This is a genomic window from Arenicella xantha (assembly GCF_003315245.1).
GTDB lineage: Bacteria > Pseudomonadota > Gammaproteobacteria > Arenicellales > Arenicellaceae > Arenicella > Arenicella xantha.
This window is the reverse complement of the sequence record NZ_QNRT01000002.1, coordinates 814,406-826,484: the sequence shown is the minus strand read 5'-3', so window position 1 is coordinate 826,484 and position 12,079 is coordinate 814,406. Positions and strand designations below refer to the sequence as shown.

The following is a 12,079-nucleotide window of genomic DNA, read 5'->3' as shown; positions in this document are numbered from 1 at the left end:
AGCTCGACTGCGGTGGCTTGATTAGACTGTGGCGGTTGCCATATCCTTTTGCCGGTTTGCGTATTGCAGCAGTGCCCAAGCGGCCGCAGCAATCAATAAGGCGCCGGTGGTGATTGGGGCGACCGTGCCATCATAGAGTTGACCAATGATGGTGCCGATGGTGATGGACATTAACGAAGACGTGGAACCGATTACGGCTGAGGCGATGCCAGCTAAGTGACCCATCGGCTCCATCGCCATGGCATTTAGGTTGCCGAAGATAAGTCCGAAGCTGCCAAACAAAGTGGCGGCATATAATAAGAACATCCATAGTCGAACATCAAAAAATTGTTGTATTACCAAAAAGCTCAATGACGATCCAGCGATAACGAGCAATGCCCGCGATGCAATGAAGTGCATGCCAAGACGCTCAACAAATCGCGAGTTGAATAATGATGACACGCCAAGTAATAGCGCCAGCATGCCGAAGTAGACACTGAACATTTTGCCAGCGCCAAATTGCACTTGAATAATCTGCTGGCACGAATTGATATAGCCAATTAGGCAGCCGAACACTAAGCCCATGCAAACCATCAAACTTGTGGTGCTTCGATTCGATAGGACTTCACGAAATCCAGCGGCCAAGCGATTTGCTTTAAACGGAATTCGCTTGTCTTTTGGGAGTGATTCATCTAATCGGTAATAAACCCACGTCAGAATAATGGTGCCATAGACCGCGTAGAGAATAAAAATAGAGCGCCAGTCGGCAAACAGTAAAATTAGTTGACCCAAGGCTGGAGCCAGAGTTGGCACCATAATGAAAACCATCATCACCAGTGACATGATCTTGGCCATTTCTCGGCCTTTGTAGCTATCACGCACTAATGAGACCGCTGCAATATTCGGGCCAGCGACGCCAAGGCCTTGTATCCAGCGGCCAGCTAACAACATTTCGATACTGTTTGAAAAGTAGCAAACGGCGGTGCCGATAAAGTAGATTGCCAATGCCACGTACAGCACCGGTTTACGGCCGAAAGCATCCGACAGCGGACCACATACCAGTTGGCCCATAGCCAAGCCTAAGAACAGAGCGCTAATCACCAGTTGGATTTTGTTAGGATCTGACACATTTAAGTCAGATGCAATAAAGCTGAAGGCCGGTAATAGGGCGTCAATCGAAATCGCAACGATGGACATGAGTATTGCGACAAACGCGGTAAATTCTTTTACAGACATGAGGAATATTGGGATTTACTGCGCCAATGCTTAACTAGCATGGCGAGTGGTGTTCGGTTTTGATGAATACATTATCGCCGATTCTACGTATCGATGGTCAACAATTCACCGCAAATTGAATGCAATTAGAATAAGCGATCAAATCGCTGACGGAGATCGACGGCTGTGAGGGTATCGTGTATTGAATGTGATTCGATTACACGTTGCGTACTGTGTTTCGAGTAAACTATGCAATTAAATTTATTCACTCCGTTCGAGGCCCTTAAGTTATGCACACTATCGATATTGTTTCTGATGTTTCTTGTCCTTGGTGCATCATTGGCTACCGCGCCTTGAAGGCGGCACTGGATGAGTTAACCTTAAATGAAGATGTCACAATTCATTGGCGGCCATTTGAGTTGAACCCGACCATGCCACCTGAGGGGCAAGACCGAGCTGAGCATATTCAACAAAAGTATGGACTTAGTCCGGCGCAAACTCAGGCGAATCGACAAACCCTGATTGAGCGCGGTGAGTCAGTCGGTTATCAGTTTAATTTCCCCGACACTGGACGAATCTACAACACATTCGATGCGCACCGTCTATTGCACTGGGCTGCCGAGCACTCGTTGCAAACTGAGCTAAAGTTAGCCTTGTTTGATTTGTATTTTCAACAAGCGGGCGATCCAAGTAAGCATGCTGCGCTGCTGGCCTGTGTCGATGCTGTCGGCTTGCCGGTGACTGAAGCTCAGCGAGTACTTGATTCTGACCAATATGTCGATCAAGTGCGGTCTGACCAAGCGTTATCACAACAACAAGGCATCAGCGCGGTGCCTGCATTTATCTTTGACAACAAATATTTGGTATCTGGTGGTCAGCCCAAGGAAGCGTTCGTGGAAATGTTGCAGACCTTGCAACAAGCTGTTTAATCGGCCTAATTACTCTATCGAACCAGCAACACTGCGAAATATATCGTGCTGTTGGCTAGGTTGAGGGTTGGGCACTAACTTTTACGCTTGCTCTGTTGTTGTTTGCTAAAGTGTTGTTTGCTAAGTTGTTGTTTAGTGGTTTGTTGCTGAGTGAGTTGTAGAAAGGTATCGAGTTTATTAGCGAATTGCTGCCGGTCTGAGTGATTCAATGGCGCGGGGCCGCCAGTATGCGAACCACTGCCCCTAAGTGTGTCCATAAAGTCGCGCATGGTTAGTTGGGCCTTGATGGAGTCAGGAGAATATTTCTCACCACGCATACTAATCGCCGATGCGCCTTTGGCCAACACATCGGCGGCGAGCGGTATGTCGTTAGTGATCACCAAATCGTCGGTTTCCGCTAAGCTAACAATTTCGTTGTCGGCTTCATCGAAGCCTTGAGCCACTCGTATGGCTCTAAGCCAAGGAGATTCCGCTAGCGAAATAAGTTGATTTGCCACAAACCATGCTGGTGTTTGTGTTCGTTGAGCGGCCCGGCAAATGATTTCTTTAATCACCACCGGGCAAGCATCAGCGTCGATCAGGAGCTTCATGTGACTGAATGATTGTTTGCTCAGCGACGGCTATTACACTTTCATGGTTTTCTTTACCGGCAGGTCGCGTATGCGTACTCCGGATGCATGAAAAATTGCGTTTACTATGCTTGGCATAACTGGCGGTAAACCAGGTTCTCCGACACCACCAGGCGCCTTATTTGAGCGCACCATGTGTACATGTAAAGGCGGTACTTTGTTGATACGTGAGACGGGGTAATCGTAGAAATTATTTTGTACGATGGCGCCATCTTTTACCGTGATTTCGCTTTCTAACGCCATTGACAGCCCCATGATCATCGCGCCTTCCATTTGTGATACCACGCGGTCAGGCGTTACGACTAAGCCGCAATCAATTGAAGTATGCATCTCTAACACGTCAACTTGTCCGTCGACAACGGCGACTTTGGTGGCGGCCGCCGCATACGAGTTAAAGCTAGCGGCTACTGAAATTCCCCAGCCTTGACCTTCCGGCAGTGTTTCTTCGGCATTGCTTTTGTCGACTACCTCATTGAGGACGGCTTTAAAGCGGGCGATATCGAGTAAGTAATCTTCGGTTTCTTGACCATATTGGGAGTACCCTTTAAAACCCTCTCTGCGCGGGTCAAAGATACGGTCTTTACCAAACAGGTTCATCCACATTTCGCGAGTTCCGATACCGGCCTTGACGGCTAACTCATCGACAAAACATCCGAGTCCAAACGCATTATTAATATTGCCTACCGAGCGAACCCAACCGGTACGAACGTGTGTTGTGACTTGTTGGTTTTCAAAGGCCATATTCTTAACGTCAAACGGCACGTCAGCAAATCCTAGTGACAAAGCGCCGTCGTCTAAGTAAGTCGCCTTGTCATTAAAGATCCACGCGATTGGCGGTGAAGCGAGACGTTGCAGCCAGTAATCGCTGCTATTCTGCTGGTTCAATTCGGCTTTAAAGTAGTTGGCAGCAATGGAATGGTAAAAACCATGCTTCACGTCGTCTTCGCGGCTCCACACTACCTTAACTGGCTTGCCTGTGGCTTTGGCTAGCTCAACGGCTTCGATAGTAAAGTCATTTTTACCTTTTCGACCAAAAGCGCCGCCCATTAGAGTATTGTTCAGCTCGACTTTATCGCTGTCGGTCTTTGGGTCGAATCCCAGTTCTGCGAGCACCATATTTTTGCCCCATTGTGGGGTTTGTGTACCTGTCCATACCGTACAGTGTCCGTTGTCATGGATTACGGCGGTCGCTGCAGGAGTTTCCATCGACATATGATGGTGGTAGGGAACCGTGTAGGTGGCCTCTATGGTTTTCTCTGGATCAAACTGGTGGGCGTAAATGTCTTCACCTTCCACGCGAACGGGTTTGGCCTTGGCGTTAACTTTCTTTACTAAGTCAGTCTTATACGCTTCAGAATCATGCGTGGCATTAGCGCCATGCTCCCATTCGACTTTGAGCTTTTTACGGCCTTCGATGGCCGCCCAGGTATTGGTGGCGAGCACCGCGACACCAGACACCGGCAATACATTTACGGGTAAAGAACGGTCTTTGAGTTGCACAACGTCTACCACTCCTTTGACTGCTTTGGCATTAGTCGCATCAAACGATTTTACTTTGCCCCCGACCACTGGTGGTCGTTCAATACTGGCAATCAGCATGCCTGGTAATTGAATGTCTTGGGCGTAGGTGGCTTGGCCGATGACAATATTCTCAAGGCCTTGGAGTGCGACATCGGCACCAACAATAGTGAAATCCTTGACGTCTTTTAAGTTTAGCGAGTCGACCGCCGGTACGGGTAGTTTGGCGGCGTCGGCCGCTAACTCTCCAAAGCCAAAGCTGCGTCCCGTTTTGCTGTGATGCACGTGATGTTGTGAAGCCGAAACTTCGCTTTTGTTTACCGCCCATCGATTAGCGGCAGCTTGTTCAAGCATGTCTCGCGCTACCGCGCCCATTTCTCGAGTGTGTTTGATAAAGCGTCGAATCGATGCTGAGCCACCGGTGCTTTGGTCGCCATAACGAACGTCGGCTTTACCTAACACCGCTGTGACTCGATCCCAATCGGCACACAGTTCTTCAGCAATTAGTTGCGGCACACTGGTTAGAATGCCTTGACCCATTTCGGCGCGGTGGCAAATGATCTCGACGTCACCATTATTGGCGATGCTGACAAACACACCAAGTTCGCTTGTTGTGTCGCTATTGGTTACGGCCGCGCTTGATACAGCGCTACTCGATTCAGCCAGTACGTTGCCAGTGAAGGTGCTGAGACCGCCACCGATAATAAGTGCGCCGCCGGCTCGACCGGTTAAGGACAAAAATTGACGACGGTTTACTTGTTGATGTGTGCTCATGACTTCACCGCCTGCGATTCAGCTTTGATCGCCGAGGCCGCTTCTTTAATTGCTGCGCGAATTCTCGGGTAGGTGCCACAACGGCATATATTGCCTTGCATTGCGACATCGATATCGTCATCGCTTGGTGAAGAGTTCGTGGCAAGAAGAGCGGCGGCACTCATCATTTGCCCAGATTGGCAGTATCCGCACTGAGGCACTTTATTATTGATCCATGCTTGTTGCACTGGATGTAATGCTTGCTCTACTTTTAACCCTTCGATGGTGGTGATTGACTTACCTACCGCCGCTGACACGGGTGTGACACATGAGCGAATAGGCTGACCGTCGAGGTGTACGGTGCAGGCGCCGCATAAGCCCATACCGCAACCGAATTTAGTGCCGGTGAGCTGTGCGAGATCGCGAATCGCGTAGAGTAGCGGCATCGCTGGGTCGGCATCCAGCGTCACGGCTTCGCCGTTCAATTTGATTTCTAGCATCTTGATCTCCTGTCTTAAGATTTGTCGTTTGATTTAATGTGTTCGCTATTTATGGGCCAACTAGCTTTGACCGCTTGAGTGCTATTTTAAGGTGATGATGTGAACACGTTAAAGTAGGGCGGGCATTGACCGTTGATCGAGGTGTGTTAGTCCGTGGTTCAGGAATAATGGTCGCTACCACATCAAATATTGTTTACGTCTGTCAATAGTATAGTGTGTCAATATGACGGGAGCAAAAGATTGCTGCTTAGTTTGTGTTGATATGAGCGCGAAAAGGCAATCCTCTCGTATTCCTTGAGCGACGTAATAGCCTGTAATTGTTAGGCAAACTGTCCTAGAGTAGAGTTCTTGAGTGTCATGATCGTCGCTTATATGATTAATACGTATCCAAATTATTGGCTCACTAGGTGAGTCTTGGCGCAAGACTCAGCGCTTAAAATCCATGATAAGCGATATTTAACAATACAAATGTCTCATAACGTATTATCTCATAGGCGCGACTCACGATTTTGGCTACGACAGTCAACAGTGAGACGCTATGGCACCGAGATTGAGCCCCATGCTCAATTCCCCCACACTCAAGATATACAGAGGAAATTACTATGACTAAACGCACAGCGAAAAATGAAACTCAATCCGCATCGGATTCGGCAGCAGATGGCAGAAATAGCCATAAAATTGATGTGGTTCCAGCGCCCGGCTATGTGCTAGTCGATCAGACGTTGGTGGAGCGGGATTGGCTATTGTTGGTGGCACCTGATAGTTCTGGCGATTGTGCGCCGAATGCTACGCTTCGCTTATCTCGTAGTGGTGTACCCGGACGTCGCATCGAAAAAATTGATCTTGAGTTTGAGAACCCAGACAATATATTTCGCGCGAATATACGAATTTTTGGTGACCCATCGTATACGTTTGTTGCGTTACATCCGGCCAACCTTTCTTGGACTGGACTGGAGAACCATAAGGGTCCGCTCGCTTCTTGTGTAACTATTCTCGAAGTATTGCCTGGTGGACGTGAACTCCGCGTTTGTTTCAAGTGTGAGGAGGTCGAAGCCGGTGCCCTGACATTCAATATAACCGATACCCTGTCAAATATATTGGTGACCGAAGACCCGAGTGTGGCCGTACGCAAGAAAAATGGGGACTAGTTTGGATCGCCTCGGCATGGGTTTTTATCTCCGTGTTGTACTAACGTCACGAATAATTCCGAATCACATAGACGATTAAACCAGCTTAAGTGAAACCAAACGGCACCAATGCCGCCATTAATGGCGTTTTCAGTTTCAACGATTGCGGCGCTGTTATTGCCAGCTAAGGCATGCACTAATGCCGCTGCATACGCTGATTCTGGCGTGGCCGAATAGGTTTGTTCTGCTAGTCGTAGGGTTTTGATCGCTTGATTAAAGTCGCCAAGGTGAGCTTGTGCTTGAGCCCTAAAATAAAACTGAGTGGCGCCATCTAAGGTGGCGGTATTATCAATCACGCGTTGATAAGCTTTATTCGCAGCTTGTAGTTGACCGGCCAATAGGTGGGCATCTGCTAAGTTAAGTTGATATTCGGGGTTACCAGGGTTTAAGTCCGTTGCCATCTGAATGTAATGTATTGACTCATCAAATTGACCTTGCAACATGAGCGTTACACCAAGGTTTAAGTAGCCATAGCTGTCTGGGCTTTGAACTACCAGCTCACGGTAAAGCCGTGCCGCATCGTCTAAGTTACCGTTGGTGAGTTCAATCGCCGCTATTAAGTTGAGCGCGTCAATATCTTGTGGCACCAGCTCAAGCGTGCGTTTGGCGGCCTCTCGTGCTTGTTCGAGGTTGCCCAGTGTGTATTCCGATACAGCGAGATTGTAAAAGCGTGTGTACGAAGGTTGCAGCAAAACGCTTTCGCGCTCTAGTGCGAGTGCGTCGTCATAGTTGTCTTTTTCCCAAGCCAGCAAGGCTTGTAAGTCATTAACCAGTACGCGGTCAGCATTTTTTGCGCCCATCCATGCCACCACCGATTCGGCTCCGAGAAAATCGCGGGTTTTAAGTAAATGTCGAAACTCAAGTTGCTTAAAAGTCGGTTGCTCGCGTAATAGCGTTGGCGCGCGGCTAAGGAATACGTTTAGGCGGTTCAGTATTTTATTGTCGCCAGTGCGATCAAACAAATCGAGTGCGCGCCGCGAATACAGCTTGTACAGAGGTAGGAACTTAGCTGCTTCTAATTGTAAATCTTCGAGTTCTTTGAGTTGTGCAAGCGCATCATCGGAGTCATTTGGCGTCGTGAGATACAAATCCAGATAGCGTTGATACGACTCCTCACCGACTGCCGGTTGCTCAAATACGGATTTGAGGTTGGGAAATAGGCTGGGAAATTGGGTCGCAATGGTTTCGCGAATATCTGACATTGACGTGGCGACCACCGGCCAGTCTAACTGCTGCTCTACTAGCCCGCTTGCGCCAGAGAGCTTTTGCAATACGATTTGGCAGCGTTGTTGCTGGCAATCAGCGCTAGGGCGAATAATGTAATCGGCGGCGATCGCATTGGCGAATTTGACGAAATTACCCTCAAATACATCGATGTCTGAGTTGGGGTTGAGTCGTAAGGTATCACTGCGTAGCAGGCTTTCTTCTAAACTGGTTTTAATGGTGGCGACAATTCGGCGCTGTCGACTGGTATCAAAATTGTTATTAGAATGTGAGAAATTAGGCGCTAGAACGGCTACTGATAGCATCTTTTGATTTGACGGCTGCAGCATAATAAGTCCGATCGAGGCGGCTAAAATGATTGACCCAATCATCCCTCCAGCGAGCCAGCGGCGCGTGGTTTTAGCTGGTTTGGCCGACACCGCTTGGATAATAGCGGTTGCATCATCTATTTCATTTTCGCCGTCTAGGCTGCGCTGGATCTCTTGCAGTTGCTGCGCAACCTTAGCCATGTTGCTGGGTCGGTTTTGCGGCTGCTTTTCCAGTAGCTCGGTGATTAGTGCTTGCAGTGCAATCGGCCAATTATGGCGATCTACGGTGTTTAATTCGAAACGCTGATTCACGATTCGCTCGAGCATTTCACGTTGATCAAGTGTTTTGCCAAACGGGTGTCGGCCGCTTAGCACTTGATACGCCAGAACGCCAAATGAAAATACGTCGGTGCGAAAATCGAGCGGCAAGCCTTGTGCTTGTTCCGGCGATGCAGAGTACGAACTACCAGTTACTTGTTGCGAGTTCGTTCGCGGTTGGTCGGCGTGGTCACGCCGAGCTTGAGCGATTCCAAAGTCACTAATCTTGGGGGTTTGTCCTGCCATCAAGATATTGTCGAGCTTCAAATCACAGTGAATAATGCCCGCCTTGTGAGCTTGCTGTAGGCCGTTGGCAATCTGCGCTAAGTAACTTAGAGCGGTGTGCAGGGTTGGTGGTTGCTCTTTCAGGGTTTGCCTTAAGGTGGTGCCGTCGGCGAATTCCATCACTAAGCCAAGAGTCTCGTTGTCTTCGACAACATCATAAAGTTGGATGACGTTCGGATGGTTTAATTTAGCCAACAACACCGCTTCTTGCTTAAGGCGCGTAGTTAGATCGCGTTGATTGGCGTCTAGGGAAAAACATTTAATGGCGACATCGCGAGCCAATTCGGTGTCTTGTGCCAGATACACTATACCCATGCCACCACGCCCTAATGGGCGTGATATCTGATATCGGCCGAGCGTTTTTAACTGTTCAATCGTGGTGCTCATATAGGCGGCTTAGGCTTGCGGTATTAGACTTCACGTTGTCCTTCTTTATAGATTGAGAATCGTTCAATTCCCGTACGAATTGCGCCACGTCGACGTTCAAATAATCTCGATGCACCGGCAAAGCCGACTAGCGCGGCGGTAATTTGTTGACGCGCACGGTAAACCAAGATGTTCATATGGGTATGATCAATGCCTAGGTCCCGCATTAACAACTCGCAGTCAATCCAGCCTAGTTTAGGCGCTGAGTTATGATCTCCTGAAGCCGCTTGTTTTTGCCGTAATAGATGGACTAATAGGTAATGGTGAGAGCGTTCTTGTAGGTCGACTTGTTGGGCGCCGTGAATCAGTTTCAACGTGGCATTTTCTTCGTCTTGACTAAGGTCAAAGCGAAATTCTACATCGTCAAAGCGATTTTGATTAGTGTCCAATAGCTTGGTTTCGTCGGAGTCGTTGACAATAAAAAAGGTCCAGTCAGTGTCGTCGACGCGTAGTTGGCTGTCGTGTTCAAAAGGGCCTAATTCGACCGCTTGATCTCTCGCGCCCTGAATATGTTGGGCAAACCATTGGTGGCGTTCTGGGCACTTATATATTTCCACACTCGGGGAATCATGGTCGGGCAATAAGCGATTTTCAGCTAAGGTTTGGCAATGCAATTTATCATCACTTGCAAATATCATGTCAACCGGTGGTGTGATGTCGGCTATCTCGAAGGTCAGCTGCGGGTTATCCGCAATTTTGACTTGGTCGTGCTGTTTTAGGAGATGCGTGGTGTACGGAGGCAGACGGTCATTATTGATCCAGGTGCCGTTGGATGACATATCGCGAATAACCCAATTGGGTTGTTTCCATTCGATGACGGCATGCAATTTTGACACCTCCGGAAAGTCGAGATAGGTATCAATTTCTTGATTGCGCCGGCCAATGGTGTGGTATTCACGCAAGTAGTCAATATTGTCGGTAGCGTGCATCCGAAGGTAGGCCATCTTGCTCTTCTTCCCCAGAGGTAGAAATAGGACGAGTGTAAACAAGCCGTGAGTATATACCGAAATTAACCATAGATTGGACGAGCGAATAGCCTTCGGCTTAAATACACGGGCTTATGTCGTGCTTAGACCGAAAACAGTGCTACAAAACTCTGTTTTCTTGCATTTTTGATCCTTTGTCATTTGCGACATGGCAAATCTTGACGGTGTTGTGTAATCGCGTGTAATTCCGTTGTTTGTTGTTTTGCTCAATACTCGGTGACGCGTCTAGACAATATCGTCTAGAGCAACAACCTAATTTACATGGAGTAATCATGAGCAATAATCAAACTCAGCCAGTGAACTTGGCCAGCGATTTTAAGCAACATTTTACCGGAAAATTAAGCGATGAGGTGGTCGAGAGCACAGCCAAAAGCTTGGCTAATGTGACCGAGCCGGTGTTAAAGGCATCATCAGCTTATGGTGCGAACGGGTCACTTGCGAGCCTCATTTTTTATGTGAAAGCGCAATGTAACGTGAATGGTGGGAAGACCTTCGACGGGTCAGCTTGGGGCGTTAGCTTTCCGGGTGGCGGCGCACTATTCGGCGACGTATACCTAGCAGACGCTTCATCGCTTAATGATTTGTATGCTAGAACCACCAGTTTTACGTTTACCGCTACGCCGGTTTACACCGCAATGTACTTTTTCGATTCTAACAATACGTTGCTTGGCCATTTTCAAGCCGGTTCAGTGTCGACCGTGTCGGGTACTGGTGGCGGATCAGGTAGTTGGTCTTAACTAAAGTCGTTCATGTTTAGAACAAAATACCTCGAGGATTTCGGGGTATTTTGTATCAAAGTAGCAAAATGCCAATCAACGTAACGGTAACAAGTCCCAATGAGAGTAAGTTAACGTAAACGAGACCAAGTAGCATGGTCTTGATGATTGTGACTGTCCAACTTTGTCTAAATACTCGTTTTAAGCTCAGCAACATATAGAGTCCGATCCAAACGGTCAGTATCAAGGAAAACCACACGTCAATGTCGTGGCTTAACACTAATGGACTCAGGGTCATCAATGTGATGGCGGCAAACAAAAATGAATGGTTATGCAGCGCCAGAATGAGATGTTCGGCGTAGTAACGCTTGCTGGTGATGTAAACAACTTTCAGAATCAGTGCGAAAAATGGCAACAATATAAACACAACCGGCGGTGCGGTATCGATTATTTTCGAGATCAAACGTTTCGGACTTTTCTTGGCTATTTCGACGGCATTCTCGATTTTTGCTTGTAGTTTGCTGTTGAGCTGCTGACGCATTTCTTCGTCAGCCATTGGAATATCAATAGTGATCTGTGGAAATTCGTCAATGCTATTTGAGAGCGGTTGGACCAGCTCAGTGGTTGGCTGTTCAGTATTACCTGGCAGCGTGGTCGGTGTGTCGCTTACCTTGGGATCGTCGCTAAATTCTTGATTGCTTGATAAGACGTTGTCAGCGGCTGGCTCACTGTGCTCTGAGTTGTTGGTCTCGACGGGCTCATTCTGGTTGACGTCGATTTTGAAGTTAGGATTAAATAGGTTAAGCATCGACAGTGTTAAAAAGAAACCGATACTGGTGATCAAATACAGGCGTAGCGGCGAAATATAACGAGCGCGACGATTCGCGAAATGTTCGTTGGTAAGAAATCCAGGCTTGAAAAAAAGGTAAAAAGTGGTCCGCCAAGCCTTTGAATCCAAGCTGAAAATGCCTTCAAACGCTTCGTTAATTAGCGTCAAAAAGTACCGGTCAGTGCTCTTTTGATTTTGCCCACAATTCGAGCAATATTGTCCGTGCAATGTGTGCTGGCAATTTGGGCACTTGTTATTAGTTGGCATGATCGAGCTT

10 protein-coding genes are annotated in these 12,079 nt (G+C 48.0%); 3 read left to right on the top strand and 7 right to left on the bottom strand.

The window, feature by feature from the left end; genetic code table 11:
- Positions 1 to 21: 21 nt before the first annotated feature.
- Complete coding sequence (locus DFR28_RS09360; RefSeq protein ID WP_113954064.1) at positions 22 to 1,215, bottom strand: multidrug effflux MFS transporter; 1,194 nt, start codon at positions 1,213 to 1,215, stop codon at positions 22 to 24.
- A gap of 269 nt (positions 1,216 to 1,484) precedes the next feature.
- Here DFR28_RS09360 and DFR28_RS09355 point away from each other — a divergent pair, with 269 nt between their 5' ends.
- Positions 1,485 to 2,123, top strand: coding sequence for a DsbA family oxidoreductase (locus DFR28_RS09355; protein WP_113954063.1), 639 nt, complete (start codon positions 1,485 to 1,487; stop codon positions 2,121 to 2,123).
- 74 nt (positions 2,124 to 2,197) lie between these two features.
- Here DFR28_RS09355 and DFR28_RS09350 read toward each other — a convergent pair whose 3' ends face one another.
- From DFR28_RS09350 to DFR28_RS09340, 3 genes are read right to left on the bottom strand one after another with little or no spacing between them, the layout of a single operon-like run.
- The gene (locus tag DFR28_RS09350; protein WP_113954062.1) at positions 2,198 to 2,713 is read right to left on the bottom strand and encodes a YaiI/YqxD family protein; all 516 of its coding nucleotides are present in this window, start codon (positions 2,711 to 2,713) and stop codon (positions 2,198 to 2,200) included.
- A 33-nt stretch (positions 2,714 to 2,746) separates the two neighbouring features.
- Positions 2,747 to 5,044, bottom strand: a complete 2,298-nt coding sequence (locus DFR28_RS09345; RefSeq protein ID WP_113954061.1) for a xanthine dehydrogenase family protein molybdopterin-binding subunit — start codon at positions 5,042 to 5,044, stop codon at positions 2,747 to 2,749.
- Positions 5,041 to 5,523, bottom strand: coding sequence for a (2Fe-2S)-binding protein (locus tag DFR28_RS09340; protein WP_113954060.1), 483 nt, complete (start codon positions 5,521 to 5,523; stop codon positions 5,041 to 5,043). The genes DFR28_RS09345 and DFR28_RS09340 overlap by 4 nt, the downstream gene beginning before the upstream one ends.
- A gap of 602 nt (positions 5,524 to 6,125) precedes the next feature.
- Between DFR28_RS09340 and DFR28_RS09335 the strand changes: the two genes are divergently transcribed.
- Complete coding sequence (locus DFR28_RS09335) at positions 6,126 to 6,671, top strand: hypothetical protein (RefSeq protein WP_113954059.1); 546 nt, start codon at positions 6,126 to 6,128, stop codon at positions 6,669 to 6,671.
- Here DFR28_RS09335 and DFR28_RS09330 read toward each other — a convergent pair.
- Positions 6,668 to 9,232, bottom strand: coding sequence for a serine/threonine-protein kinase (locus DFR28_RS09330; protein WP_113954058.1), 2,565 nt, complete (start codon positions 9,230 to 9,232; stop codon positions 6,668 to 6,670). The two genes, DFR28_RS09335 and DFR28_RS09330, sit on opposite strands and share 4 nt — an antisense overlap.
- 23 nt (positions 9,233 to 9,255) lie before the next feature.
- Complete coding sequence (locus tag DFR28_RS09325) at positions 9,256 to 10,215, bottom strand: FHA domain-containing protein (protein WP_113954057.1); 960 nt, start codon at positions 10,213 to 10,215, stop codon at positions 9,256 to 9,258.
- Positions 10,216 to 10,529: 314 nt separating this feature from the next.
- Here DFR28_RS09325 and DFR28_RS09320 point away from each other — a divergent pair, with 314 nt between their 5' ends.
- On the top strand, positions 10,530 to 10,994 hold the full coding sequence (locus DFR28_RS09320) for a VapA/VapB family virulence-associated protein (protein WP_113954056.1): 465 nt from the start codon (positions 10,530 to 10,532) through the stop codon (positions 10,992 to 10,994).
- Between the two features lie 55 nt (positions 10,995 to 11,049).
- Here the strand turns inward: DFR28_RS09320 and DFR28_RS09315 are convergent, their stop codons facing one another.
- Positions 11,050 to 11,970 carry a DUF3667 domain-containing protein gene (locus tag DFR28_RS09315; RefSeq protein ID WP_170132045.1) on the bottom strand — a complete coding sequence of 307 codons (921 nt, stop codon included), beginning with the start codon at positions 11,968 to 11,970 and terminating at the stop codon, positions 11,050 to 11,052.
- Positions 11,971 to 12,079: the final 109 nt, after the last annotated feature.